At 73.5% G+C, this 26,429-nt stretch carries 22 protein-coding genes; 9 read left to right on the forward strand and 13 right to left on the reverse strand.

Annotated features, from left to right (window positions below):
• Positions 1 to 215: 215 nt before the first annotated feature.
• Genes ACZ67M_RS02960 through ACZ67M_RS02970 form a run of 3 tightly spaced genes read right to left on the reverse strand, consistent with a single transcriptional unit; the run spans position 216 to position 4,456 of the window.
• Positions 216 to 1,586 carry a carboxyl transferase domain-containing protein gene (locus tag ACZ67M_RS02960; protein ID WP_469849327.1) on the reverse strand — a complete coding sequence of 457 codons (1,371 nt, stop codon included), beginning with the start codon at positions 1,584 to 1,586 and terminating at the stop codon, positions 216 to 218.
• The gene (locus ACZ67M_RS02965) at positions 1,579 to 3,024 is read right to left on the reverse strand and encodes an acyl-CoA synthetase (RefSeq protein ID WP_469849328.1); all 1,446 of its coding nucleotides are present in this window, start codon (positions 3,022 to 3,024) and stop codon (positions 1,579 to 1,581) included. Before ACZ67M_RS02965 ends, ACZ67M_RS02960 begins: the two co-directional genes overlap by 8 nt.
• A gap of 49 nt (positions 3,025 to 3,073) precedes the next feature.
• The gene (locus tag ACZ67M_RS02970; RefSeq protein ID WP_469849330.1) at positions 3,074 to 4,456 is read right to left on the reverse strand and encodes an SLC13 family permease; all 1,383 of its coding nucleotides are present in this window, start codon (positions 4,454 to 4,456) and stop codon (positions 3,074 to 3,076) included.
• Positions 4,457 to 4,644: 188 nt separating this feature from the next.
• Between ACZ67M_RS02970 and ACZ67M_RS02975 the strand changes: the two genes are divergently transcribed.
• Positions 4,645 to 5,352 (forward strand): FadR/GntR family transcriptional regulator, encoded by a 708-nt coding sequence (locus ACZ67M_RS02975; protein WP_469849331.1) that lies wholly within the window; start codon positions 4,645 to 4,647, stop codon positions 5,350 to 5,352.
• 19 nt (positions 5,353 to 5,371) lie between these two features.
• Here the strand turns inward: ACZ67M_RS02975 and ACZ67M_RS02980 are convergent, their stop codons facing one another.
• Positions 5,372 to 5,977, reverse strand: coding sequence for a hypothetical protein (locus tag ACZ67M_RS02980; protein ID WP_385798464.1), 606 nt, complete (start codon positions 5,975 to 5,977; stop codon positions 5,372 to 5,374).
• Between the two features lie 150 nt (positions 5,978 to 6,127).
• On the opposite strand from ACZ67M_RS02980, the gene ACZ67M_RS02985 reads away from it, so the two are divergent.
• The gene (locus ACZ67M_RS02985; protein ID WP_361355049.1) at positions 6,128 to 6,901 is read left to right on the forward strand and encodes an IclR family transcriptional regulator; all 774 of its coding nucleotides are present in this window, start codon (positions 6,128 to 6,130) and stop codon (positions 6,899 to 6,901) included.
• The gene (locus ACZ67M_RS02990; RefSeq protein ID WP_392008699.1) at positions 6,898 to 7,761 is read left to right on the forward strand and encodes an SMP-30/gluconolactonase/LRE family protein; all 864 of its coding nucleotides are present in this window, start codon (positions 6,898 to 6,900) and stop codon (positions 7,759 to 7,761) included. The genes ACZ67M_RS02985 and ACZ67M_RS02990 overlap by 4 nt, the downstream gene beginning before the upstream one ends.
• Positions 7,762 to 7,794: 33 nt before the next feature.
• On the opposite strand, the gene ACZ67M_RS02995 is transcribed toward ACZ67M_RS02990, so the two are convergent.
• The 5 genes from ACZ67M_RS02995 to ACZ67M_RS03015 all read right to left on the reverse strand — a co-directional run bounded on the left by ACZ67M_RS02995 (position 7,795) and on the right by ACZ67M_RS03015 (position 13,520).
• Positions 7,795 to 9,198: an NAD(P)/FAD-dependent oxidoreductase gene (locus ACZ67M_RS02995; RefSeq protein WP_392008702.1), complete on the reverse strand. Its 1,404-nt coding sequence runs from the start codon at positions 9,196 to 9,198 to the stop codon at positions 7,795 to 7,797.
• Positions 9,188 to 10,399, reverse strand: coding sequence for an MAB_1171c family putative transporter (locus ACZ67M_RS03000; RefSeq protein WP_469849333.1), 1,212 nt, complete (start codon positions 10,397 to 10,399; stop codon positions 9,188 to 9,190). The genes ACZ67M_RS02995 and ACZ67M_RS03000 overlap by 11 nt, the downstream gene beginning before the upstream one ends.
• 31 nt (positions 10,400 to 10,430) lie before the next feature.
• A complete protein-coding gene (locus ACZ67M_RS03005; RefSeq protein WP_392100624.1) occupies positions 10,431 to 11,651 on the reverse strand; it encodes an MAB_1171c family putative transporter in 1,221 nt (406 codons plus the stop codon).
• On the reverse strand, positions 11,648 to 12,157 hold the full coding sequence (locus ACZ67M_RS03010; protein WP_241000071.1) for a toxin: 510 nt from the start codon (positions 12,155 to 12,157) through the stop codon (positions 11,648 to 11,650). The genes ACZ67M_RS03005 and ACZ67M_RS03010 overlap by 4 nt, the downstream gene beginning before the upstream one ends.
• A 109-nt stretch (positions 12,158 to 12,266) precedes the next feature.
• Positions 12,267 to 13,520 carry an MAB_1171c family putative transporter gene (locus ACZ67M_RS03015; protein WP_392100620.1) on the reverse strand — a complete coding sequence of 418 codons (1,254 nt, stop codon included), beginning with the start codon at positions 13,518 to 13,520 and terminating at the stop codon, positions 12,267 to 12,269.
• 242 nt (positions 13,521 to 13,762) lie between these two features.
• Between ACZ67M_RS03015 and ACZ67M_RS03020 the strand changes: the two genes are divergently transcribed.
• From ACZ67M_RS03020 to arfA, 4 genes are read left to right on the forward strand one after another with little or no spacing between them, the layout of a single operon-like run.
• The gene (locus ACZ67M_RS03020) at positions 13,763 to 15,115 is read left to right on the forward strand and encodes an extracellular solute-binding protein (RefSeq protein WP_392008712.1); all 1,353 of its coding nucleotides are present in this window, start codon (positions 13,763 to 13,765) and stop codon (positions 15,113 to 15,115) included.
• Entirely contained in the window at positions 15,112 to 16,053 is a 942-nt protein-coding gene (locus ACZ67M_RS03025; RefSeq protein ID WP_361355071.1) for a carbohydrate ABC transporter permease, read from the forward strand. The genes ACZ67M_RS03020 and ACZ67M_RS03025 overlap by 4 nt, the downstream gene beginning before the upstream one ends.
• Positions 16,050 to 16,913, forward strand: coding sequence for a carbohydrate ABC transporter permease (locus ACZ67M_RS03030; protein ID WP_361355074.1), 864 nt, complete (start codon positions 16,050 to 16,052; stop codon positions 16,911 to 16,913). Before ACZ67M_RS03025 ends, ACZ67M_RS03030 begins: the two co-directional genes overlap by 4 nt.
• A gap of 26 nt (positions 16,914 to 16,939) precedes the next feature.
• Positions 16,940 to 18,445, forward strand: coding sequence for an arabinosylfuranosidase ArfA (gene arfA / locus ACZ67M_RS03035; RefSeq protein WP_469849337.1), 1,506 nt, complete (start codon positions 16,940 to 16,942; stop codon positions 18,443 to 18,445).
• A 12-nt stretch (positions 18,446 to 18,457) separates the two neighbouring features.
• Here the strand turns inward: arfA and ACZ67M_RS03040 are convergent, their stop codons facing one another.
• Positions 18,458 to 21,211 carry a beta-galactosidase gene (locus ACZ67M_RS03040; RefSeq protein WP_469849339.1) on the reverse strand — a complete coding sequence of 918 codons (2,754 nt, stop codon included), beginning with the start codon at positions 21,209 to 21,211 and terminating at the stop codon, positions 18,458 to 18,460.
• Positions 21,212 to 21,305: 94 nt separating this feature from the next.
• On the opposite strand from ACZ67M_RS03040, the gene ACZ67M_RS03045 reads away from it, so the two are divergent.
• Positions 21,306 to 21,764 carry an RrF2 family transcriptional regulator gene (locus ACZ67M_RS03045; RefSeq protein ID WP_122620561.1) on the forward strand — a complete coding sequence of 153 codons (459 nt, stop codon included), beginning with the start codon at positions 21,306 to 21,308 and terminating at the stop codon, positions 21,762 to 21,764.
• Between the two features lie 174 nt (positions 21,765 to 21,938).
• Positions 21,939 to 22,592, forward strand: coding sequence for a DUF4360 domain-containing protein (locus ACZ67M_RS03050; protein WP_361355083.1), 654 nt, complete (start codon positions 21,939 to 21,941; stop codon positions 22,590 to 22,592).
• Between the two features lie 29 nt (positions 22,593 to 22,621).
• Here ACZ67M_RS03050 and ACZ67M_RS03055 read toward each other — a convergent pair whose 3' ends face one another.
• The 3 genes from ACZ67M_RS03055 to ACZ67M_RS03065 form a co-directional block, all read right to left on the reverse strand.
• Positions 22,622 to 23,290: a histidine phosphatase family protein gene (locus ACZ67M_RS03055; protein ID WP_361355086.1), complete on the reverse strand. Its 669-nt coding sequence runs from the start codon at positions 23,288 to 23,290 to the stop codon at positions 22,622 to 22,624.
• A gap of 57 nt (positions 23,291 to 23,347) precedes the next feature.
• Positions 23,348 to 24,904, reverse strand: a complete 1,557-nt coding sequence (locus tag ACZ67M_RS03060) for a substrate-binding domain-containing protein (protein ID WP_361355089.1) — start codon at positions 24,902 to 24,904, stop codon at positions 23,348 to 23,350.
• A 139-nt stretch (positions 24,905 to 25,043) separates the two neighbouring features.
• Entirely contained in the window at positions 25,044 to 26,255 is a 1,212-nt protein-coding gene (locus ACZ67M_RS03065) for a PucR-like N-terminal domain-containing protein (RefSeq protein WP_361355092.1), read from the reverse strand.
• Positions 26,256 to 26,429: the final 174 nt, after the last annotated feature.

Genomic DNA, 26,429 nt, shown 5'->3' on the forward strand with positions numbered 1-26,429 from the left:
GCCTCCCTGGGACGGGGAGGCGGCGCCGTCGGTTTCTCGGACCGTCAGACCAGCCAGCCGACGAAGTGGACGATGCCGGCGAGGATGTCGGTGAGAAGGTTCATGATCGTGCAGCTCCTTGCGCTGTGCATGTGTGGGACCTACTTGGGACATGTGCGTCAACTACGGTCTGCAGCCCGTTGCTTGCACACCGTAAGTATCGTTGGTCCCTCCATTCACATACGCTCTCCAGAGCGACGATCACCTGTTCCAGGGAACAACTGATCGCCTGTTCGGATCACGCCCAGCTCGGCCAAGTCCTGTGGACGCAGCCGCAGTTGGTCCGCCGTCGCCTCCACCTCCGCGGGCTCTCGCTTCAGGATCGCCGCCGCGAGTTCCGGCGCGATGACGGAGAAGTAGCTGTCAGGGGTGGCCCAGGTGCGGCCGGGCGCCGCGAGCGCCAGCGCCCCGCCCGAGCCGCCCTCGCCGATCACCAGCGTGGTCACCGGCGTGCGCACCGAGGCCATCACGCCGAACAGCTCGGCGATCGCCGCGCCCACGCCCTGCCGTTCCGCCGCCGCGTCGTTGGCCGCGCCCGGGGTGTCCACCAGGGTCAGCACGGGGATGCCGAGCCGCTCCGCGAGACGGATCAGCCGGGTGGCGGTGCGGTACCCGGCGGGACCGGTCGCCGTCCCCGTCTGGGCCGCGTACGCGACCGTCCGCCCCGCGTGCTCCCCGAAGCCGCACAGCATGCCGTCCGGGTCGGTGCCGCCGCAGCGGTCCCCGGAGAGGGCGACGCGGTGGGTGAAGTAGGCGTCCAGGTAGGCCCCGGCGCGCGGACGGCCGGGTGTCCGGGCCCGGCGGACCGCGTCCCAGCCGGTGGCCGGGAGGTCCCGCGCCCCCAGCGGTCCCGGCACCGGCGCCGGATCGCCCGACGGCGCCGTCAGCAGCCGCAGCCACCGGCCCAGCGTGCCGCGCAGCTCGCCGGCCGGTACCACCGCGTCCGCGCTGCCCGCCGCCACCTGGGCCTCGGCCGTGTACGCCGCGGGATCGGCGTCCGGCGGCCGGACCCGGGAACCGGCGAAGCCGACCTGGGCGCCGGGCAGTGCGAGGACCACGTCGGCGCCCGCGCCCAGGGTCGCCCAGCCGCCGCCGGTGGCCGGGTCCCGCACCACCGCGATCTGCGCCAGCCCCGCCTCCCGGGTGAGCGCCGACTCCCGCGCCACCCGCTGGAGCTGGGTCAGCGCGAGCATCCCCTCCTGCATCCGGCTGCCGCCGGTGGCGACCAGCGGCACGACCGGCAGCCGGTGCGCGCGGGCGTACGTGTACGCGGCCTCCAGCCGGTCGCCGGTGCGCCGGCCCAGCGAACCGCCGAGGAACCCGAACTCGAACGCGACGAGCACGGCCCGCACGCCCGCCACGTGTCCGGTGCCGCAGACCACCGACTCCTCCTCGCCGGTGCGCTCGGCGGCGCGGGCGCGGGCGGCGTCGTAGCCGGGCCAGCCCAGCGGACCGTCGGGCGCCGACCGGCCCTCGGGGTGGGGGAGTTCGGTGAAGTCGTCGGTGACGAGGGCGAGGAACTCCCGCGCGGACCGGCGGTCAGTCACGGTCCAGCGCCCGCTTCATGATCTTCCCCATGTCGTTGCGGGGCAGCGCGTCGAGGTAGCGGACCGCGCGGGGGCGCTTGTGCGGGGCGAGCCGGGCGGCCACGTGTCCGGCCAGTGTCTCCAGGGCGGGCGGGGCCGCGGGGTCGGCGGGCACGATCCACGCCACGATCCGCTCCCCGAGGTCCGGGTCGGGCTCGCCGGTGACGGCCGCCTCCCGCACCCCCGCGTGTTCGAGGAGCGCGTTCTCGATCTCGCCGGCCCCGATCTTGTACCCGCCGCTCTTGATCAGGTCGGTGGCCTTGCGGCCGACGATGCGCACGTAGCCGTCGGGGTCGCGTACCGCCATGTCGCCGGTGCGGAAGAAACCGTCGCCGGTGAAGGCGGCGGCGGTGGCGTCGGGGCGGTTGAGGTACTCGGTGAACAGGTTCGGGCCGCGCACCTGGATCTCGCCGACGCTCTCCCCGTCCCGCTCCGCGATCGGCGTACCGTCCTCCTCCACCAGCCGCAGCTCCACCCCGGGCAGCGGCACGCCCACGGTGCCCGCGCGCGGCTCGCCGTCCGCCCGCACGCTCGTGTTCATCAGCGTCTCCGTCATGCCGTACCGCTCGATCACCCGCCGGCCGGTCGCGGCGGCGATCCGCTCGTGGTCGTGCACGGGCAGCGCGGCCGACCCCGAGACCAGCAGCCGGGCCCCGGACAGGGCCTTCGCCAGCTCCGGGTCGCCGGGCAGCGACTCGGCGATCCGGTGGTACATCGTCGGCACCGCGAACAGCATGGTCGCGCCGTCGTTCAGCTCCCGCGCCGCGCCCTCGGCGGAGAACCTGCCCAGGTGCCGTACGCTGCCGCCGCGCCGCAGCGGCCCGAGGATGCCCAGCACGAGGCCGTGCACGTGGAACAGGGGCAGCCCGTGCACCAGCACGTCGTCGCGGGTCCACTGCCACGCGTCGGCGAGCGCGTCCAGGGTCGTCGAGAGCGCGCGCCGGGGGATGACGGCGCCCTTGGGCGGGCCCGTGGTGCCGGAGGTGTAGACGACCAGCGCGGGGTCCCCGTCGTCGGAGCGGTCCTCGGGCACCGGCCCGGTGGCGTGCACGTCGACGTCGACGCGCGCCAGGGCGCCCAGGGCCGCGGGGAGTCCGGCTTCCGGGGCGGCCAGGACCAGCGACGGTTCGCTGTCGGCGAGGATGTGCGCCAGTTCCTTGTCGCCGGACTTCGGGTTGAGCGGTACCGCGGGGACCCCGGCCAGCAGGGCCGCCACCACGGCGACCGCGGTCTCCATCGCCGGGGTCGCCCAGACGGCGACCCGGCCGGCGGCCCCGATCCGCCCGGCCGTGGCGCCCGCGGCGGCGGCGAGTTCCGCGTACGTCAGTGAGCGCTCGCCGAACCGCAGGGCGGGCCCGTCGGCCGGGGTCGGGGAGAGGGCCGGGAAGAGAGAGGACACGCGTCGTACTCCTTAGCTGTTGCTCACGATTGCCGGTCTTCCGAGGGGCCTACCCGAAGCCGGGCACGACCAGTACGAGCCACGCCAGTACGGGCACGGCCGCCACCACGATCCCGCCGTACACCATCAACTGCCGGAAGAAGCGGTCCCGGTCGACGTCCGGCGCCGCGGCCAGCACCAGCGCGCCGTTGGTCGAGAAGGGGCTGACGTCCACGACCGTCGCCGACACCGCGAGCGCCGCCACCATGCCGACCGCGCCGATCTCGCCCTGTGCGAGGAACGGCACCGCCAGCGGGATCAGCGCGCCCATGATGCCCACGGAGGAGGCGAAGGCCGACACGATCGCGCCGATGTAGCAGAGCAGCACCGCGGCCAGCAGCGGGACGCCGATGCCGCCGACTCCCTCACCGGCCCAGGTGATGGTGCCCATCTCCTCCAGCACGCCGACGTAGGTGAGGACACCGCAGATCAGCAGGACGGTGGACCAGGCGATCTCACCGACCGCCCGGCGGCTGTCGTCCGGCCAGGCGGTGCTCAGCACGACGGCGAGGCTGACCGCGGTCAGACCGGCGTCCAGATCGAACCCGAGGACGGCCACGACCAGGGCCACCAGGGCGACCAGGGTGGCGATCCGGGCGGGGGTGAGGCGGGTGGCGCCGCCGGTGCCGTCGCTGTCCTGGTCGGGGCGCACGGCGACGGCGGTGGGGGCGGTCCCCGCGGTGCCGGTGCCGGTGCTCTTGCCGGGGTCCTTCTCCGCGCCCCCGCCGGCACCCGTCCCGCTCGCCCCGGCCGGGCCGGCCGCGCCGTCCACCGGCACCGCCCCCCGCGCCCACAGCTTCCGACCGCCGAGCACCGCGAACAGCACGGACGCGATGAGGAGGTTGGCGATCAGGGAGGCCAGGAAGAGGCCGACCTCGCTGCCCGGCAGGCCCTCGCGCTCGACGATGCCGTTGACGATCGAGCCGTAGATGCTGATCGGCGAGAACCCGCCGGCCTGCGCGCCGTGCACCACCATCGTGCCCATGAGCAGCGGGCTGATCGCGTACCGGGTGGCGAAGCTCAGCGCGATCGGCGCGACGATGGCCACCGCGGCCGGGCTGACCGCGCCGATCGCCGTCAGCGCCCCGGTGAGCGCGAACATCACCCAGGGGATCAGCGCGACCCGCCCACCGACCAGCCGGACGGCCGCGTGCACCAGCCAGTCCGTGGTGCCGTTGGCGCGGGCGATCGCGAACAGGTAGGTGACGCCGACGAGGACGACGAAGAGGTCGCCGGGGAATCCGGCGAAGATGCCGTCCGCGTCGAGGTCGGCGACGAGCGTGCCCACCCCGAAGGCGGCGGCGAAGGCGAGGGCGCCCATGTTGACGGAGCGGGTGGTGGCGATGACGAACACCACGACCAGGACGAGGATCGAGACGAGTTCGGGGGACATGCGGGGGCTCCCGGGTGCTGTCCTGATGGAAAACCTGACTGGCTGAGTGGCTGAGCCACTTGGAAGGTGCGGTTGGCAGGTCAGCGTGGGCCCCGACCGGAGCGCCGTCAAGGGGTCGCGCAGGAATTGGCTCAGCCACTCGGCCACCGGGGGCCCGGTGCTAGGCTCCCGACGAGAGGGGGATCTCCGTGACCGACGCCCTGCGCCCGATGACCAAGCAGCGCCTCTACGAGCAGGTGCTGGAGCGGCTGCGCCAGTACGTCACCGACGGCGGCCTGCGGGCCGGCGACCGGCTTCCGCCCGAACGGGACCTCGCCCAGCGGCTCGGCGTCAGCCGGGCCTCCGTGAAGCAGGCCATCGTGGTCCTGGAGGTCCAGGGCCTGGTGGAGGCGCGGCACGGCGGGGGGACGTACCTGGTCAGGGACAGCCTCGACGTGGAACCCGTCGAGAAGATGGTCGAGCGCCGACGGCGCCTGCCGGACGTCCTGGAGGCGCGCGAGGCGCTGGAGACGAAACTCGCCGAACTGGCCGCGGAGCGCCGCACGGAGGACGACGTGGCCGCGATGCGGGCCGCGCTGACCGTGATGGCCGAGGAGATCGAGCGGGGCGAGGACGGGGTCGAGGGGGACCGCCTGTTCCACGCGGCGGTGACGGCGGCGGCGCACAGCAGTCTGCTCGCGGAGTTCATGCGCTCCATCGCCCACCAGATCGCCGAGAGCCGCACCGAATCGCTGCGCCAGCCCGGCCGGCCCGGCCGCTCGCTGGCCCAGCATCAGGCCATCCTCGACGCGATCGCCGCCGGGGAGCCCCGGCACGCGGCCACCGCGATGCGCCGCCACGTCCGCACCGTCGCCAAGGTCCGCCTGCTGGACTGGGACCCGGAGGACGGGCGCTGACCGCGGCCCGTGGAAGGCGCTAGCCGAGCGCTGTCCGGCCGCCCACCGCCGTGCGCTGGAGCAGCCCCCACGTGAACTCCGCGACCACCTCGTGGCGTACGCCGTCCCGGTCCGGGGCGGTGAAGGCGAGGCCCCAGCGGGTGGGCGCCGAGCCCTGGAGCGGGCGGGCGGGGGCGAAGGCGCGGGCCGCCTCGTCGACCGTGCAGGACCACGGGGTCAGGTCGTCCAGGGTGCGCAGCTTTGGTGCCTCGGCGCCGGGGGCGCGCACCAGCCACTCGTTCCAGACCACGCCCCGGTCCGCGACGAGTACCTCGAAGCGCAGGCCGGGCCAGAGGGGCAGCGCCCACTGCCTGGCCTCGCACTCCAGGTCGCCGATCCGGCGGGGAGCCGTCGACTCGGGTTCGCCCAGGACCGAGCGGTAGCGGGCGGCGGCCGAGCGGGAGCGCGGCGAGCGGAGCATCGCCTGCCAGCGCTTGTTGGCCTCCCGCATCTCGGCGAGCGAGGCACCCAGCTCGCGCCGGGCGTCCTCCACCGGGCCGGGGTTGTGGTCGGCCATGCGGCGCAGCAGCACCAGCTGGAAGTCGCGCGGGGTGAAGGGGCCGGCGGGCTGCTTTCCGGTGGGCATGGGGACCATCGTGGACCATGCGCGGCGCCCGTCGCGGATCATGCGCGGCGACGCAGGGCCATTGCCCCGGCAAACACGATATGAGTAGCCTGTGTTCGCGATTACGACCGCTTGTTGAAATCTCGAACACACTTAGGGAGGGGGCCGGACATGGGACGTCTCGTACCCGCCGTGACCCGGGCTCTCGACATACTGGAGCTCTTCCTCGACGGGGACGGCACGCTCTCCGCCCCCGACATCGTGCGCCGGCTCCAGCTGCCCCGGACCACCGTGCACGAGCTGGTCACCACGCTCGCCGCCCGCAAGTACATCGTCCCGGTCGCCGGGCAGCCCGGACGGTACCGGCTGGGCGTGCGCCCGTACCAGCTCGGCGCCCGCTACGCCGAGCACCTCGACCTCGCCGCCGAGGGCCAGCAGGTCGCCCGGAGCGTCGCCGAGACCTGCGACGAGACCGTGCACGTGGCGATCCTGGAGGACACCGACGTCATCTACATCGCCAAGGTCGACTCCACGCACGCGGTGCGCATGGTGTCCGCGGCCGGACGACGGCTGCCCGCCCACTGCACGTCCGTCGGCAAGATGCTGCTGGCCTCGCTGCCCGAGCCGGAGGTCGCCGCGCGCTTCCCCGACGGCACCGGGCTGACCGCGATGACCCCGAACAGCATCACCGACCCGGCCGCCCTGCGCGAGGCCCTCGCCGCCGTCCGCGAGCGCGGCACGGCGGTGGAGAGCCGCGAGTCCAACCCGGACGTCTCCTGCGTGGCCGCCCCGGTGCGCGACCGCACGGGCCGGGTCGTCGCCGCGCTGTCGATCTCCGTGCCCATGATCCGCTGGAGCGAGGAGCGCCTCGGCGAGCTGGAGGAGCTGGCCGTCAAGGGCGCCGCCGAGCTGTCCGAGCGGCTCGGACACCGGGGGGCGGCGTGACGGCCGGCGGTACGGCGTACGAGGTGGCCGTCCGGGCGGAGGCGGCCCTCGGCGAGGGGCCCACCTGGGACCCGGCGACCGGCCGGCTCCTGTGGATCGACATCCTGAACTCCCGTGTCCACACCTACGACCCGGCCACCGGGCGGCGCACCGTGCGCCGCACCGACCAGCACGTGGGCGCCGTGAAACCGCGCGCGGGCGGCGGGCTCGTCCTCAACCTGCGCGACGGGATCGGGCTGCTCGATCCCGACGGCGCCTTCCGCTGGCTGCACCGCGAGGCCGTTCCCGGCCGCCGCGCCAACGACGCCGCCGTCGCCCCCGACGGCAGCCTCTGGGCGGGCACCATGCGCTACGACGAGGCGGCCGGCGGCGGCACGCTGACCCGGTTCTCCGGGGCCGGCACGGCCGAGGTCGTGCTGGACGACGTGACGGTGAGCAACGGCACCGGCTGGAGCCCCGACGGGCGGCTGATGTACTACGTCGACACCCCGACCCGGCGCATCGACGTCTTCGACACCGACCCCGCCGACGGCCGGATCACGGGCCGCCGTCCGCTGGCCGTGATCGAGGACGGCGCGGGTTTCCCCGACGGTCTGTGCGTCGACGCCGACGGCGGCGTCTGGGTCGCCCTGTGGGACGGCGGCGCGGTACGCCGCTACACTCCGTCCGGCGCCCTCGACCGCGTGCTCCCGCTGCCCGTCCCGCGCGTCACCGCCTGCGCCTTCGGCGGCCCCGGCCTGACCGACCTGTACCTCACCACGGCCCGCGTGGGCCTGCCGGCGCCGCCTCCGCTCGCGGGTTCCCTCCTGGTGGTCCCGGACGCGGGCCGGGGTCTGCCGCAGCCGGCGTTCGCGGGCTGAACCGGGCTCCCGCCGGGATCGGCTGAAGGGCCGTCAGGCCCCCGTGCGGTCCAGCGCGCCCAGTACCCGGCGTTCCTCCGGGGTCAGGGGCGGGCCGGACAGCGGGGGCAGCGGCGAGCCCGTCAGGGCGGCCAGAGCGGCGTCGGGGCGGAACATGCGGGTCGGAGGGGTGCGCATGCTCGTGACGTCCCAGATCGCCGAGGCCGCCGCGAAGGAGCCGGTGGCGGCCCTCGTCATGCGCCGGGTGTACGCCGTCACCACCCGGTCGGTGGCGCCGGGCCGCCCGCCGCGCACCCCGGGATAGAGGACATCCTGGCCGACGGCCATCGACCACGCCGCGTCCACCGAACGGGCCGCGCCCCGCAGCACCCGCCGGGCGAGACCGGGCGCGTCGACGCCGCCGGTCCGGTCCAGTTCGCGGCCGAGGACGCGCGCGCCGAACGCGGCCACCGACATGCCCTGCCCGTAGGCCGGGTTGAAGGTGCCGAGCGCGTCACCGAGGACCACGAAGCGCTCCGGCCAGACCGGCGCCTTCTCCAGGTAGCGGCGCACATTGCTGGTGGAACGGCTCAGATGGACGTCCGTGAGCGGTTCCGCGCCCGAGATCAGCCGCCCCACGAGGGGGTCCGGCAGATCGAGCGTGTACCGCAGGAACCCCTCCGGGTCGGCCGGCGGCTCACCGCCGCGCGAGCCGCCGCAACTCACCAGCCAGCGGTCGCCCTCCACCGGCATGACCATCGCGCTCCGGGCCGGCCGGCCCACGTACGGGTTGGCCTGCACGATGGTCAGCGGAAACCGCTCCGCCCCGGCCGGTACCCGGTACTCCCGCGAGGCGTTGACCAGCCCCGAGTCCACGGTCCGCGTCCGGACGCCGGACAGCCCGAGGCCCTCCAGCCAGCCGAGCACCCGGGTGCCGCGTCCGCTCGCGTCGACGACCAGGTCGGCGTCGAGGTCCGTGTCCCCGCCGGGCGCCGCGATCCGCACCCCGCGCACCCGCTCCGCGGACCCGGTCAGCCCGACCACCGCGGCCCTGCGGATCTCGACCCGCGCCTGTTCCAGTACCGCGGCCCGCACCGTCCAGTCCACCAGCGCCCGGGTGCAGGTGAGCATGACGGGCCCCTCGCGCCGCCACCGGCGCAGCCAGCCCTCCGGGGTGAGGGCCAGCATGCCCGAGCTGAGGGATATCTCGTGGGCCCCGGCGGCCAGCAGCCGCTTGCCCAGGCTCACCCCCGGCACGATCTCCTCCATGGCCGCGAGCCCGCCGGTCATCAGCAGGTGCGCGTGCCGCCCCTGCGGCAGCCCCCGGCGCTGGTGCGGCCCCTCGGGCAGCTCGTCGCGGTCCAGCACGATCACCTCGTCCACACCGGCGGCGGCCAGCACGGCCGCGGCCAGCATGCCGGCCAGACCGGCACCGACGACGACAGCTCTACGCGACATGGGGCTCCTCGGGTTCGGTCAGGGTTCCGGTCATGGCGGACGGTGCCGCGCCGTCGGCCGCGGTGGCCCGCCCGGGCGGGTGCGGCAGCGCCTGCGCCAGCTCCACCAGCCCGCTCGGGCCGGGCACTTCGGTGGCGTGCAGCCGGTAGGTGGCGGCGCCCTGCGGCGGTTCCTCGCGCGCGGCGGCCCGGCGCGCCGCGTCGGTGAGCATGGCGGCCTCCGCCGCCAGCCGGGCCTGGTGGGGGGAGCGGCCCGCGCGCAGGGCGGTGTCCCGCACCCGCTCGCGGACCCGGTGGTCGAAGTACGGCGCCAGCGTGAGCAGGGCGTCGTGGATGGACACCTCGCGCCACTGGAGCCGGGCCTGCGGGAGCTGCCACCAGTTCGCCGGAGGCTTGGGGGCGGTGGACACCGAACGCACCAGCGACCACAGCGGATCCAGCCGCCGGTAGTCGTCCAGCCCCCGCCAGTGGGCGACCACGGGCGGCAGCAGCCTGGGCAGCACGAACCCGGCCGAGCACAGCAGCGCGGCCAGCGAGGCCATCGGCGGGGCCACCGAGGTGGAGAGGAAGTCGAGGTCGTGCCCCGTCCAGCGGGCCACCACCGCCGTGTACTTGGTCAGCTGGAACCCCACCACGTCCAGCGCCGCGCCCAGCAGGATCAGCCGCAGCCCGGCCCGCAGCAGGCCGCCCACCTCGCGGCCCCACTTGACGCAGACCGCGCACATCACCAGCATCGCCGCGCTGTGCCCCAGCAGGTACAGCAGGATCATCTCCCGCATGAAGGGCGTACCCGCGTAGTACGTGTCGAGGTCGGTCAGCCGCTCGGTGTCCGCGTCGGCGAGCAGGAACAGCACCACGATGACGACCACCAGCAGCCCGTAGGCGGCCATGGTGCTCAGCACCATGCGCCGCACCCGCGCCCGGGGCCCGCCCCGCCAGTTGATCAGCAGCACCAGCACGGCGCAGCTGTACGCGGAGAGCATCCCGTAGGTCAGCGGGGCCCCGAAGTTGGGGACGCCGGTGAGTTCGTTGACGGTGGCGAGGGTGGCCGGCGCGGCGCACACGAAGACCAGGGCGCCGAGGACGATCGCCACGCAGGTGGACAGCGTCAGCGGGTTGCGCATGGCCGTGCGCGGCCGCCGGAACAGCAGCACGGAGGTCATGCCGAACACCAGCGCCGCCAGGTACACGACGAGACTCATGCCGGACAACTCCTCTCGTGCGGGGTTTGATTCACGCGGTTCCCGCCGTGGTCGTACCGCTCGGCACGGCGGCCAGGGCCGGCGCCGGCGCGGCGACGGCCAGCACGTCGGCGATCCGGCCGAGGGCGTCCGGGCCCGGCGCCGGGCCGAGGGGAGGGCCGACGGGGGAGCCGGGGAACGCGCCGGGGGAAGAGCCGCCGTCCGCCGTCGCAGCGACGGCCCGCGCCGGATCCGCCTCGCGCCGCACCGCCTCGGTGATCACCGCGGCCCAGGCGGCGGCCTCGGCCCGTTCCGGGTCGTCCGTCGCCGCCAGTACCCCGGCGCGGGTCCGGTCGTACAGGTCCCGGTCGAGATAGGCGTCCAGATGGCCGAGCGCGTTGTGGATGCTGGTCTGGCGCCACATCAGGCGGGTGGCGGGCGAGGCGAACCGGGGCCGGGGCAGCCGCAGCGCCCGCCGGGTGAGCAGGTCGTCCAGCACCCGCTCCAGCGGCCCGAGCCGGGCGTACGTCCGCCCCGCCCGCCGCCACTCGGTCACCCGGGGCGCCACCAGCGGGACGAGCACGCCGACGACCGTCAGCAGGGCGCCGAGCCCGGCGGCGGCCGGGGAGACGGTGGTGCCCAGCGCCGACCAGTCCCGCCCGGACCATCGCGCGCCCACCGCGACGAGCTTGGCCGTGCTGTACCCGGCGCCGCACAGCGCACCGGCGCCCAGGAGCGTCAGGCCCGCGCGCAGCCCGCCCCGCACCCGCCGCGCCCAGCGCAGCGCCGAGAAGGTCGTGACGGTGACCGCGGTGAGGTGCGCGACCAGGTACAGCACGATCATCTGGGCGATGAACGGGGTCGTCGCGTAGTAGGTGTCCAGGTCGGTACGGCGCTCCACGGGCGCGTCGCCCAGCGCGAACAGCCCCCCGATGCCGAGGACCACGGCGGCGTAGGCGAGCGTCCACCGGCGCACCGTCCTGTCCACCCGGGGCCCGCCCCGCCAGCGCACGATGAGGACCTGGGAGGCGGCGCAGTACCCGGTGATGGCCGCGTAGGTGAGCGGTGCCGCGAGGTTGGGCACCCCGCTGAGCCGGTTGACGGCGCCGACCGTCGGCGGCGCGCCGAGCAGGAAGCAGAGCCCGGCGAGCCCCAGGACCGCGCAGATGGCGCCCAGATACGGATCGCGCCGGTGCCGCAGCAGGTCGGGCGCCTTGACCACCAGGCAGAGCCACAGCACTCCGCAGCTGACGTAGTTGATCAGCCCGTTCATCTGGTCGTCCCGCGGTAGTTGAGCGCGGCGCCGATGCGTCCGGCGAGGTCGGGCGGGTCCTCCGGTCCGTCGCCCTCCGCCGCGAAGACGGAGTCGGTGGAGGCCTCCAGCCAGGTGCGCAGCCGGCCGCCCATCAGCATGCCGAAGCGGTCCGCCTCCTGCTCCTCGGCCAGGGAGAAGTCGGTGCGCGCGGCGACCGGCCGGGGCAGGCCGTCCGGGGCACCGTCCGCCTCCGTCCGCCGCCGGCTCATGTGCCACACCTCGTGGCAGAGGATGACGATCTGGTGCCACACCGCGGCGCGTTCGTCCACCACGATGTCGTCGTGGTGCTCCCGCTCCAGCCAGAGCCCGCTCGCGGTGTGCGGCGGGAAAGCCGCCCGGTGCACGACCACCTCGCGGCCCCGCCACGCGCTCACGGACGCGACGAGCGCCTCGAACAGCACCTCGGGATCCGCCGGCACGGGAACCCGGATGGGGTCGATGAGGGCGTCAGCGAGGCGACGCATCTCCTTCCTGGTACGCACCGCTGTCTCCCCGTTTCCCCGGCTGCTGCTCGGTCACCAGTGCAATATGCCAAGACGTGGGCCGTCCGGGCCAGTTCCAGGTCCGTCTCGGTCACTCGGTGACCGCCATGGTGTCCCCCGGTGCCATCGCGCGCGCCCGGACCTCTCGGAGCACCTCGGGGTGGCCGAGGGCGCGGGAGACGGCCCCGATCCCGCTCAGGAGGTCCGTGGTGTCGGGTTCGCCACCGCCGTCCTCGCTGCTGCCGCTGCCGCCGTCGTCCGTGCCGGGACGGGCGTCGACCGCGTCGAGGACCACCACGGCCGCGGCGAGCGCCTTCGCCCGCTCCGGGGCGAACCCGAGTCCGAGGGCGGCGCGGTACGAGCGCGCGCCCAGCCGTTCGTCGGTGCGGCGGGCCAGCGGGAGCAGGACGTCGCGGATGAAGGTCTCGCGGCGGGTCAGGCGCAGTTCGGGGCTGGCCCGCAGGACGAACGGCACCCCGGAGCCGTGCACGGAGCGCATCAGCCGGTACAGCGGCCGCAGTTCGCGGTGGGCCAGCCGGATCCGCCGCCGCTCGCGCAGGTACTGGCCGGCGTGCGGCAGGATGAAGCCGACCGCGATCGACACCGCGGACAGACAGGCCAGGGCCGGGGCCACGTCCAGGCTGAGCCAGTCCAGGTCGTTGCCGGTCCAGCGGGCCACGACGGCGGTGAGCTTGGCGGCGTCGAAGGCCAGGTTGAGCGCGTAGCCGACGCCCAGGAACCGCAGCCCCCGGCGCAGCCACGCGTCGAATCCGCCGGTGCGGATCCAGTTCCAGATCAGCCGTGAGGTGATGAGGACGGCGGTGGTGTGCGCGAGGAGGTAGAGGAGGATCTCCTCGCGCATGAACGGCGTGTTGGCGTAGTAGGTGTCCAGGTCCCGGGTGCGCTCCACGGGCACGTCGGCGAGGGCGAACAGCACCCAGAGCGCGACGATCACCCCGCCGTAGACGGAGACGACCCAGCGGGTGGCCCGGCGGGTCGGGGCCGAGCTTTCGGAGACTCCGTCGCGCCAGGCGATGATCAGCACCAGGCAGGCGCCGCAGAACGCGGTGAGCAGCGAGTACACCCAGGGCGCCGAGATGTTCGGCACGCCGGTGACGCGGTTGACCCAGACGATGGTCGAGGGGGCGACGAACACGAACACCGCGCAGGCCAGCAGCAGCAGACCGCCGACCGCGCGCAGCAGCGGATCCTTCCAGAGCCGGATGATCGTCGGCAGTTTGATCGCCAGGGCGGTGGCCAGGACCGCGGCGGGGATCCACCAGTAGGACGTGTAGAAGGCGCTGAGGAACGAGGCCGGACCCGTGGCCGCGCCCGCGGACTCCATCGCGTCCCTCCGCTCTCGCTCGCAGCCGCATCCAAGGCCGTACGAGCCTACGCGGCCGGACGTGTCCGCGTCAGGCGAGTGCCGTTGTCCGGAGGGCCGGATTCCGGAGTACCGGCCCGAGTTCCTGCTCGAACCATTGACGCGCAAGCGCTTCACACCTACGGTCCCGTTCGAAGTTACGAGCGCTATTCGAAATATCGAACAATCCATGTCGGACAGATGTCGAACAGATAGGGCAGGGCATGGGACGACCTGGCCTGGATCGCAGGCACTTCCTGGCCGCGGCGGGCGGCCTCACGGTCGCGGGCAGCTTCGGCTTCGCGGCGCTCGGCACCGGGGCCGACGCACTCGCCTCCGGAGCGGACACCCGCGTGCGCTACTGGAACCTCTTCAGCGGCGGCGACGGCTACAACATGATCGCCATGCTGGACGCGTTCCGCAGGGACAACCCCGGCATCGACGTGAAGGACTCGACCCTCCAGTGGGGCAGCCCCTTCTACACCAAGCTCGCGATGGCGGCGGCCGGCAACCGTGCGCCGGACCTCGGCGTCATGCACCTGGGCCGCGTCACCGGCTTCTCGCCCGGCCGCCTCCTGGACCCCTGGGACCCGGCGCTGCTCGCCAAGTACGGGGTGCGGGAAGAGGACTTCAACCCCGAGCTGTGGAAGCGCGCCGTCGTCGACGGCAGGCTCTACGCCCTGCCGCTCGACATCCACGTCCAGCTCTGCTTCTACCGCAGGGACGTCCTCAAGAAGGCGGGCCTGCTCGGCGCGGACGGCCGGATGGTGCCCGTCACCTCCACCGAGGCGTGGTTCGACGTGCTGAAGGAGGCCAGGAAGGCCACGGCGAAGGGCCTTCAGACCATCGGCCTGTGGCACAGCGACCAGAACTTCCAGTGGTGGTTCTTCGTCGCCTTCTACACCCAGCTCGGCGGCACCTGGTTCGACGACGCCCGTACCGAGGTCACCTTCGACACCGACAAGGCCACCCGGGTCCTGGAGTTCCTGCGCAAGCACGTCGCCGACGGCTACGCCAACCCCGGATTCGGCGGCACCGCGGGCGGCGAGCAGTTCGTCAACGGTGCCCCCTTCGCCTGGGAGGGCAACTGGTCCGTGCCGGTCTTCGACGCCGCCGAACTCGACTACGGGGCGACCCCGTTGCCACCCGTCTTCGGCAGGCGGGCCACCCACGCCGAGTCCCACGCCTTCGTCCTGCCCCACCAGTCGGACCGCGGGGGCGCCGCCAACGAGGGCGCGCACCGCCTCGCCGCCTACGTCGTCCAGCACGCCCGGCAGTGGGCGGCCGGCGGCCACATCCCCGCGTACACCCCGACCCTGTCCACGGCCGCCTACCGCGCGCTGCGTCCGCAGAACGAGTACGTCTCGGCGATGGACCACCAGGCCACCGAGCCCAAGGTGTGGTTCGCCGGGTCCACCGGCATCCTCGCCCAGCGCGTCGGCCCGGTCGTCGTCTCCTCCACCACGGGCTCGGCGAAGCCCGAGGCCGCCGCCCGCCGGATGCGGAGCACGCTCGCCGAACTGCTCGCCATGAAGAACCCCATGGACGGCACCGCCGCGCGGGGAGGTGCCGCATGACCGCCACCGGCGCCGAGACGATCGTCCGCCCGGCGCGTACGAGGACCGCCGTCGCCGGCGCCACGCCCCGCCGCCGCCAGGGCTTCCAGCACGGCGGCTGGTTCGTCGCCCCGTTCCTCGCGCTCTTCGCGCTCTTCGTGGTCTGGCCGCTGCTGCGCGGTCTCTACCTCAGCTTCACCGACGCCAACATCTCGGGCGACGAGGCGAGCTTCATCGGCCTGGACAACTACCGCGAGGCCCTCCAGGACCCGCTGATGTGGGACGCGCTCGGCCACAGCGCGTACTTCACGCTGCTCGTCGTGCCCTGCATCACCGTCCTCGCCTTCCTCCTCGCGATGCTCGCCCACCACATCGAGCGAGGCAAGTGGCTGTGGCGGCTCTGCTTCTTCCTGCCGTTCCTGCTTCCGTCCACCGTCGCCGCCAACCTCTGGCAGTGGCTGTTCAACCCCGGCAACGGCATGGTCAACCACGTCCTCGGCCTCGAGACACCTTGGCTGACCGACAAGTCGTACGCCATGCTCGCCGTCGTCATCACCACCCTGTGGTGGACCGTCGGCTTCAGCTTCCTGCTCTACCTCGCAGCTCTCCAGGGCATCCCCGCGCACCTCTACGAGGCCGCCAAGCTGGACGGCGCGAACGCCTGGCACCGCACGGTCCACATCACCCTGCCGATGCTGCGCAACATCACCGGCCTCGTCGTCGCCCTCCAGATCCTCGCCTCGCTCCAGGTCTTCGACCAGGCCGTCGTCATGCAGGACTTCGGACCCGGCCCCGAGGACTCGACCCGCACCTTCGTGCAGTACACGCTCGAACAGGGCTTCACCAGCTACCGCGTGGGCTACGCCTCCGCGATCTCCATCATCTTCTTCGTGCTCATCGCGGCCGTCGCCCTCGCCCGGATGTGGCTGCTGCGCAACCGTGAGGAGGGCGGCCGATGACCACCGCGGCGACGCAGACCCCGACCGGACCCCGCAGGTCCTGGACGCCCGGCCAGATCGTGCTCACCCTGCTCGGCACCGCCGTCTCCGCGGTGTTCCTCGCCCCGCTCGCGTGGGCCCTGTTCACCTCGCTCAAGTCGGAGACCGAGGCCGTCCAGGTGCCGACCCACTGGCTGCCCGAGGACTGGACGGGCCAGGCGTGGCGGGCCCTCTTCGAGACCGGCAACATCACCGACTGGTTCGTCAACTCCCTCGTGGTGTCGGTGTGCGTGACGACGGTCGTGCTGCTGGTCTCCGCGCTCGCCGGCTACGGCTTCGCCCGCACCGAGTTCCGGGGCAAGGGCGTCCTGATGGGCGCGGTGATGGCCGGCCTCATGATCTCCCCGGCCGTCCTCGGCGTCCCGCTCTTCACCAGCGTCCAGCAGTTGGGGATGGTCGACACCTACTGGGGGATGATCCTGCCGCAGTGCGCGCCCGCCGCGATGGTCTACATCCTCTACAAGTTCTTCCAGGGCATCCCGCGCGAACTGGAGGAGGCCGCCTTCATCGACGGCGCGGGCCGCTGGCGAGTCTTCTTCACCATCATCGTGCCGCTGTCCCGCCCCTCGCTGGCGGCGGTCGCCATCTTCACCTTCATCAGCTCGTGGAACAACTTCCTGTGGCCGTACATGGTCACCAACAACCCCGACCTGATGACCATGCCCAACGGCATCGCGACCGTCATGAACTCCTACGGCATCCAGTGGGCCCAGCTCATGGCCGGCGGCCTGATGGCGGGCCTCCCCCTGATCATCGTCTTCGTCTTCTTCCAGCGCCAGATCGTCGCGGGCGTGGCCCACACGGGCCTCGCCGGCCAGTAGCCGGAGCCTCCTTTCGAAAGGACACCATGCGAACCGCCCGCTTCACCCTCGACCCCGCCTTCACCATCGGTGAGGTCGACCCCCGCCTCTTCGGCTCCTTCGTCGAGCACCTCGGCCGCTGCGTGTACACCGGCATCTTCGAACCCGGACACCCCGCCGCGGACGCCGACGGGCTGCGCCGGGACGTACTGGACCTCGTCCGGGAACTCGGCGTCACCGCCGTCCGCTACCCCGGCGGCAACTTCGTCTCCGGCTACAAGTGGGAGGACTCGGTCGGCCCGGCCGAGGACCGCCCCCGCCGCCTCGACCTGGCCTGGCGCTCCACGGAGACCAACCGCTTCGGCCTGTCCGAGTACATGGCCTTCCTCAGGAAGGCCGGCCCGCAGGCCGAGCCCATGATGGCGGTCAACCTCGGCACCCGGGGCGTGGCCGAGGCGCTGGAACTCCAGGAGTACGCCAACCACCCCGGCGGCACCACGCTGTCGGACCTGCGGGCCGAGCACGGGGACAAGGGCCCCTTCGGCATCCGGCTCTGGTGCCTCGGCAACGAGATGGACGGCCCCTGGCAGACCGGCCACAAGACCGCCCAGGAGTACGGGCGGCTCGCCGCCGAGACCGCGCGGGCCATGCGCCAGATCGACCCGGACGTCGAACTCGTCGCCTGCGGTTCGTCCGGCCAGTCCATGGAGACCTTCGCCGCGTGGGAGGCGACGGTCCTGGAGGAGACGTACGACCTCGTCGACCACATCTCCCTGCACGCCTACTACGAGCCGCTCGACGGTGACGTCGACTCCTTCCTCGCCTCCGCCGTGGACATGGAGTCGTTCATCGAGAACGTGGTCGCCACCTGCGACCACATCGGCGCCCGGCTCAAGTCGAAGAAGCGGATCAACCTCTCCTTCGACGAGTGGAACGTCTGGTACATGTCGAAGTCGCAGGCCGAGGTGAGCGCCCTCGACTGGCCCGAGGCGCCCCGCCTGCTGGAGGACAACTACAGCGTCATGGACGCGGTCGTCTTCGGCTCGCTCCTCATCGCCCTGCTCCGGCACGCCGACCGCGTCGCCGTCGCCTGCCTCGCCCAGCTCGTCAACGTCATCGCCCCGATCATGACCGAGCCGGGCGGCCCGGCCTGGCGCCAGACCACGTTCTTCCCGTTCGCCCAGGCCTCGCGGTACGGCCGCGGCGAGGTCCTCGACGTGCGGGTGGACTCACCGACGTACGGGACGGCGAAGTACGGCGAGGCCGACCTGCTGCACGCGACGGCCGTGCGCGCCGAGGACGGCTCGGTCACCGTCTTCGCCGTCAACCGCTCCCGCACCGAGCCGCTGCCGCTGGACGTCGCCCTCGGCGCCCTGGAGCTGACGGACGTCGTCGAGCACAGCGCCCTCGCGGACGCCGACCCGGACGCCCGCAACACGCTCGCCGAACCCGAACGGGTCGTCCCGCACCCGGTGGACGGCACCGCGCTGCGGGACGGCACCCTGACCGCCGTACTGGAGCCGCTGTCCTGGAACGTGATCCGGCTGCGCTGAGCCCCGGCCCGGTCAGCCGCGGCGCCGGCCGGGGGAGGCGACCGGCTTCACCGGTACCCCTCCGGCCGCGCTGCCCAGCAGCTCCAGCCGTACCGTCCCGGGCCCCGGTGCCGACTCGCCGTCGGCCAGCACCGCCAGGGCCAGGGTGTTGGCGGCGGCCCGGGTGCGCAGGATGCCGTTCGGCAGGACGAAGGTGTGTGCCGCGCCGGTGCGGCCGGCAGCGTACTCGCCCATGTTCCAGCCGTTCAGGAAGACCTGGACGCGGTGGTCGCCGTCCGGGGCGTCGTCGAGGACGAGGCCGACCGAGGCGTCCACCTCCGGCGGCACGTCCAGCCGGAACGTGGTCCGGTACCAGGTCACGCCCTGGCGCCGGTCCTCGCGCGGGAGGCCCGCCGGAGACGCCTTCTCCCAGTCGCCGTCGTCGTACCCCGGCAGGTACCAGCCGTGCCGTTCCCCGTACAGCCCGCCGTGGTTGAGCGGTCCGCGCACGGGGTCGGGCGCGACCGCGCCCCGGATCCGCCAGCGCACGTCGGGCGAGGCACCCTCGAAGGCGGCCGACGTCAGTCCGCGGGCCGCCCGCGGGTCGTCCTGGCCGTGCTGGGTGCGCCGGACCAGGACGGACAGGACGGCCGAGTCGCCGCCGTCGGCGCGCTCCCGCCGGGTTGCGCGCAGACCCGCCGGCACGCCCAGTCCGGCCGTGCCGGTCCAGGTGTCCGGCCCGTCGTCCCCGCCGTCCGGACGGTGCACGCCCAGCGGTTCGCCGTCCAGCCACGCCATCAGCAGGCCGCGCGCGCCGGTGGCGTAGGACAGGGACACCGACTCCAGACCGGCGGCCCCGGTGAGACGGGCGCGGTACCAGACGTCGCCGTAGTGGTAGCCGTAGTCGTCGGCGAAGAGCACCGGCTGTCCGCCGGGCACCGGGGTGGTGCTCTGCGAGGTCCGCCGGTCGGCGACCGTCCACCCCGAGTCGCCGTACTCCGGCGCGGACTCGGGGTTCTCGGTCCGGCGCCGCCAGCCGTCGAGTTCCGGCAGCGCCACCTCGGGCACGCCGGGCAGCGGCCACACCGTCATCAGGCTCTGGGCGCGGCCGAAGGACGCCTGCACCGCCGTGCCGTTCCAGGTGACCCGGCTGATGCCGCGCGGCGCCCACACCTCCAGCTCGCGCTCGTCGACGGTGTCACCGGTCAGCCGGATCGTGTCCCCGTCCAGCACGGCCTCGCGCAGCAGCTCCGGGCCGCGGACCAGGACCCGGCCCGACGGCGTCTCGAACGGCCACAGCCGCAGTGAGGCGGCGTCGTCGGCGAGGAGGAGCAGCAGGGTGCGGTCGGAATCGGCGCCGCGCACCCGCACCCGGGTCAGCCGGTCCTCCTTGAGCGGGACGGTCACGTGCAGCTTTCCGTGGTCGAACGCCCAGGCGGCCTCCTCGTCCAGCCGGGTCGGCCAGGGCTCCGAGGGGCAGTCCAGCACCAGGTGCGCCATCTCCCCGGCCCGCCCGACGAACGCGGCGACGTCCACCCGCCCCACGCTCAGGGACAGCATGGGCTGCACGGTCGCGTACGCCAGTTTCCGTCCCGCGCCCAGGTGGAGGCCGGTGGCGAGCAGCTTGGCGTCGCGGGCGGGGACGGTCACCTCGACGTCGGTCCCGTCCATCGGGACGGTGGAGGTGACGGCGGCGGCGGAGTCGTTGCGCAGCACGTAGGCGTGGGCGCCGGTGTCCGGGTTGGCCAGGTGCCGCACCCGGACGCGGGCGTCCCCGGCCCGGACCTCCGCAGCCTCGTCGAGCCGGGTGAAGTCGGGGACGTGGCGCAGCAGGTGCCCGAGCTGGTGGAGCGGGGCGAGTTCGGCGGTGGGCCGGCGTGCCTCGTCGATGGCGGCGGCCGGGTCGTAGGTGGGGGCGGGCGCCGACGGCGCGGGCAGCCAGCCCCACGAGGTGCCGCCGTACGCCATGTGGACGTTGTGCAGCGTGGTCCCGCGCGCCAGGCCGTCGAGGTGCACCCGCCGCGCCTCGGCGGCGTCCCGGGTCCGCTCCGCCTCGTCCCAGGCGAGGGTGGTGCCGGCGTGCAGCAGGGGTACGTCGATGCCGTCGGCGCGGATCCGCTCGTGCAGGTGGGTCAGGTCGGCGCGCCCGGGGGCGTCGGCCCGGTAGAGCAGGACCGTGCCGGTGCCCCGGGTGAACTGGTGCGGGGCGACGACCGCGTTGACCCGGCTCAGCCACTCGTCGGCGTGGCGCAGGTACGCGGGGTCGGTGGTCCTGGGCCGGGCCCCGGTGGCCGCCAGCCAGCCCGGCAGGCCGCCCGCGTCCACGTCGGCGCCGATGTACGGGCCGGGGTGGACCACGACGTACAGACTGCTCTCCGCGGCCGTCCGCAGGAACAGGCCGAGGTCGCGGACGCCGGTGAAGTCGTACGCGCCCGGGGCGGGGGAGTGCTGGTTCCAGGCGAGGCGGACGCTGACCGCGTTGTGGCCGTACGCCCGCATCTTCTGGAGCACGTCCCGCCACAGGGACGGGCTGGGCAGCCGGAAGGGGTGCAGTTCGCCGGACCACAGCGACAGCCGTCTGCCGTCCACCAGCAGGGAGTACCGGTCCAGGGCGACCCGGTGGCGCAGCCCGTCGGCGCCGGGCGGCCCGGGCGGCGGGCCGGTGGGCACGGGGCCGGGGGGACCGGCAGGCGCCGCGCCGCTCACGCTGCCGCCGAGCCCGAGCCCGAGGACGGTGGTGCCCGCCAGGGCGCTGAACGCTCGTCTGCTGAGACTGCTGAGCTCCAAGGGAGCCTCTCCTGTTCCCGTGCTTCCGGTGCTGCCGCGTGGGCGGGACCGTCCGTGCCCGGCCATTCTTCCAGCGGACCGCACAATGGTCGGTATGAGGATCTCGGCGCGTGCGGACTACGCGGTGCGGGCGGTACTGGAACTGGCCGTCCAGCAGGACGACCGGCCGGTCAAGGCGGAGGACGTGGCCACCGTCCAGGACATTCCGCACAAATTTCTGGAGGGGATCCTCGGCGATCTCCGGCGTGGCGGCATCGTCGAGAGCCGGCGCGGCGGGGGCGGCGGGTACCGCCTGGCGCGTGAGGCGTCGGCCATCACGGTGGCCGACGTGATCCGGGCGGTGGACGGCCCGATCGTCTCCGTGCGCGGGGAGCGGCCGACGGGGCTGGTGTACACGGGCACGGCGGGACCCCTGCTGCCGCTGTGGGTGGCGCTGCGCGCCAACGTGCGCCGGATCCTGGAGGGCGTGACCATCGCCGACCTCGCGGCGGACGCACTGCCGGACCCGGTCCGTGCCCTGGCGGCGGAACCGGCCGCCTGGGAGAACCCCTAGGTCACAGGCGTACGGGGTGGGAACCGGCCGGTGTGAATGGCCGGGGAGGCATCTGTCCGCACCCGGCGGGCGTCCCTACGATGCGGACGTTGCGTGAATGTCATGTGCAGAACACGTGTAGATGGCGAGCGCATTAAACGACATCCACCCCCCACTGACCGGGATGGGAGACCCATGGCCACGGGCCTGCTCCTGAGCGGCACCATCGCCGCACTGCTCACCTCCGCGCTGCCCGCGCAGCACCAGCCCTCCGACGGGTTCGAGGACCCGCCGCCGGACAAGATCGTCATCAAGGTCGCCACGGTGAACGGCTCCGGCTGTCCGCAGGGCACGGCGGCCGTCGCCGTCTCCGACGACAACACCGCTTTCACCGTCACCTACAGCGACTACCTCGCCAAGGCGGGCGGCGACTCCGCGCCCACCGACTTCCGCAAGAACTGCCAGCTCAACCTGCTCGTCCACGTCCCGCAGGGCTTCACCTACGCCGTCGCCAGCGCCGACTACCGCGGCTTCGCCGCCCTCCAGCCCGGCGCCAAGGGCACCCAGCGGGCCTCGTACTACTTCCAGGGCTCCCCGAACACGGAGTTCCGCACCCACCCCTTCGGCGGCCCGCTCAACGACAACTGGCAGGCCACCGACACCACCGACTGGGCCCAGCTGGTCTGGGCGCCCTGCGGGGTGCAGCGCAACTTCAACATCAACACGGAGCTGCGGGTGAGCACGGGCACCTCCGACCCCGCCAAGGTGAGCTTCATGACGATGGACTCGACGGACGGCGACATCAGCACCGTCTACCACCTGGCGTGGAAGGAGTGCCCGGAGTCGTGACCGGCGGCCGGCCCGCGGGGCCCCGGCGGTCAGCCGGCGGCGTCCCCGACGCTCTCCCCGGCGGGACCGCCCTCGCGCGGGCCGCCGTCCTCGGGGCCCACGGGCCGGCCCTCCCAGTGCAGGACGCGCCACCCCGCGTCCGGGGCGCCGGACAGGACGACGACACCGGTGTTCCCCAGCCCGTGGGCGGCGGCGAAGCCGGCGTCGATGTTCTCCGCCCGGGCCGCCGCCCACGTACGGATCACGGCGCCGTGACTGACCATGGCCACGGTCCCGGCCCCGGTGGCCGCGGCCTCCTCGACCACGGCGTCGAAACGCGCCAGCGCCTCCACACCGTTCTCCCCGCCCGGCACGCGGCGCGCGGTGTCCCCCGCCGACCAGGCGAGCGCGGTGGTCAGGTACGTCTCGACGGCCTCCCGGTCGCCCCGCATCTCCAGATCGCCGGCGGACAGCTCCCGGATGCCGTCCCGCACCAGGATCTCGAGACCCGTCCGGGCCGCCAGCGGCGCCGCGGTGAGCCGGGTGCGCAGCAGCGTCGACGCGTAGAGGGCGTCGATCCGCTCCGCCGCCAGCGCCTCCGGGAGCGCGTCCGCCTGCTCCTGCCCCAGCGGGGTCAGCGCGGGACCGGGTGCGGCCGTGTCCAGCAGGTGCTTGAGGTTGGACGGGGTCTGGCCGTGCCGTATGAGCAGCAGTCGCATCGACGGATCAGTCTTCCTTGAGCCGGGACGGGGACTCCCCACTGTGCCACCCCCGCCTCACGCCCCGTCCGGGCGGCAGAGCAGGGGCTTGTCCAGTTCGGCGCAGGGGCGGTGGCCCTTGGAGCGGATGACGTCCTTGCCGACCTCGTCGGCGAGGTAGCGCAGGAAGCCCGCGGCGATCGAGTCGGCCGGCGGTTCGCCGTAGGTGTAGGCGATCTCCGTCTGCCAGTACGGGTACGCCCCCTCGTCGGCGCCCTCCAGGGTGGCCGGGTAGCCGTCGATGCGGACCTGCCGGACGTCGTCGCGCGCCGAGGCGGCGCCGACCTCGCTGTGGCCGAGGGCGCCCGGGGTGGAGGCCACCGTGTCGAGCAGGGTCGCGGTGCCGCCCACCTCGCAGCGGCCCGGCCGGTCCGGGGCCAGCCCCGCGCAGTCGGCCGTGGTGACCGCCGGGAGCGCCCGGCCGCCGAGGACCTGCTGTTCGAGCGTGGTCCGGGTGCCCGAGCCGGGGTTCCGGCTGACCAGGCGGACGGGTACGTCGTTGCCCCCGACCTGGCTCCAGTCGGTGACGCGCCCGGCGTAGAGGTCGCGGACCTGCTTCAGGGACAGGTCCCGGACCCCGGCGTCCTCGTGCACGACCAGCGTGAACAGCGACAGGGCGACGGGTCGGGGGAGCAGCTGCGGACGGCCGTCGGACTTCGGCCCGTCGCTGAACGACAGCCTGTTCCCCAGCCCCCGGCCGTCGGTGGGTCCGGCGTCGGCGCCCGCGGCGGCGAGGGTGTCGAGACCGTCCACGCTGCCCTTGAAGGAGTTGGCGGTCAGCGGGATACGGGCGTGGGGGCAGGTCCGCTCGTACTGCTCCGCGGCCTCCCGCAGCACCGGCGCGAAGGCCGTGGAACCCGACAGGTGCAGCGTCCCCGCGGCGCAGTCCAGCGGCGCGGCCGTGTCGTCGCCCCCGGCGAAGGTGAGCGCGGACTGGGTGGCGCTCACCAGGATGAGCGAGGCGAGCAGCCAGCGGACCTGCCGGGAGGCGAACGGGTAGTACGCGGTCTTCTTGATGTTCCCGCCGCGCACCCCGCCGACGACACCCGCGGTGACCTCCGGCTCGGGGAACTCGGGCTCGGTGAAGCCCTCTTCACGGTCCAGGACCGCCAGGACCTTGTAGTGCGCCCTGCGGTTCAGTATCACCTTGGGCAGCTTGATGACCCTGCCCGTGGTCTCGAACCCCTCGGCTCCCGGGACGAAGAAGGTGGGCGGCACCTGGGGACTGCGCTCCGTCACCGTCATGCCGACCACCCGGCGGCCGGGGAAGGCGATGCTGATGCCCACGGGGTCGTTGGCGGGCGCGACGTAGTCGCCGGCGACCACGGGGCTCCAGCCGGCGTTCTCGATCCGCAGCAGCACGACCGAGGGGTCGCGCAGGTTCGTCCCGTCCCACTGCATGCGCTGGAGCACCGTCGTCTCCGGCCCCGAGGCGGCCGAGTCCCGGATGGTGGTGTCCAACTGGACGCGGTAGCCGAGCCTTTTGCGGCCCGCCAGCACGAACTCCCACAGAGCGGCCACGACGGGCACCGTCAGACCCAGGACGGCGGCCACGGACTCCCACGACAGACTCACGTCCGCCTCCCCCTCAGGACGGTGACATGGGAGGCCATGGTGGCGGCGGGGAGGGGAAAGGGCCCGCGGATTGGTTGAGTCTGCCGTTTGAATTCACCCGCAGGTCATCTGCGACACCCGGTGTTCGCCCGGCGCGGCATCAGTCCGTGCCGTCGTGGCCGCGCAGGTGCAGTGAGCGGAGGGCGACCTCGATGGCGAACCGGTGGTCGGGGTCGGCGAGCCGGTCGCCGAGGTAGGCGTCCAGTGTCCGCAGGCGGTAGCGGACGGTCTGGGCGTGCACGCCCAGCACCTCGCCGACCTGCTCGGCCGGCGCCCGGGTGGAGACGTGGACGCGGAGGGTCTCGACGAGGCGGTCGCGCCGTCTGGCGGGCAGCTCGTCGAGCGGGGCCAGTTCACGCGCCGCGATCCGGTCGACGAGGGCGGAGTCGGACAGCAGCCACAGCGTCGTCAGGTGGTCCTCGCAGCGGATCAGCGGACCGTCGGGGATGACATCGTCGTCAACGAGCTGGAGCACACGGCGGGCCCAGCGGACGGAGTCGGCGGCCTGCGCGACCGGTACGGTCAGGCCGAGCGCGGCGCGGGTGCCGTCCAGCGCCGTACGGAGCATGTCGAGGCGGGCGGGGGTGAGGTCCCCGGGGACGAGCAGGTGCGGCTGCGGAATGTCCAGGTCGGCGAGGACGTCCCGGTCGAGTGCCGACTGGAGGTGTTCCGGCGCCGGATGGTGCAGGGCGACGAGGAAGCACGACCGGGGCAGCTCCCAGGCCGCGGCCTTGCACAGTTCCGAGATGGTCGTCCGGGGCAGCGGCGAGGCGGTCAGCAGGAAGTGCAGTAACTGTCTTCGTAACGCGGACTCCTCCGAGGCCGCCCGCTCCCGCACCTCCGCGTACCCCTCGCGGGTGATCGCCTCCAGCTCCTCGACGTAGGCGAAGAGGGCGTCGGCGAAGGCGAGGATCAGCGCGGGGGAGAGGCTGTACTGCCGTCCCAGGGTCTTGGCCCGGCGCAGTGCGATGCGGGCGCCGAGCCGGTAGGCACCCTGAAGGACCTCCAGGTCGCGGCCCTCGTACGCCTCCACCCTGCCGAACCTGCGCAGCAGCTCGTCCCGCACCTCCGAGCTGCTGCCGGGGTTGTCGACCCGATCCACGAAGGCGGTCAGCGCCTGCTCGACCCCCTGCCGGATCGCGTCCCCGTCCGGGCCGTTGAGCAGCCTGCCGTACACCGGGTAGCTGCGGGTGACCTCGATGCGTATCTCGTTCAGCAGCCCCGGGAGCAGCGGCCGCATGAAGGCCGCGAACTTCTTGGGCAGCGGGTCGAGCGGTTCACCGAGCACCGAAGGACGCGCGATGGAGGGCATGAGTATTCCCTTGCTCTGCGACATGTCCGGTGGGATGGCCGGCCGGGTTCCGTTTCGCGTGGGGTGGAACCTGGCCGGTCCACCAGGCGTTCACCGGCTTGGCTAGCCGACGGTAAATCAACTTCGATGTGATGTACATCTCTTGGGGAGTAATCGTGCCACTGTTGTGTGGGC

This window comes from Streptomyces sp. NPDC107500, assembly GCF_055582785.1.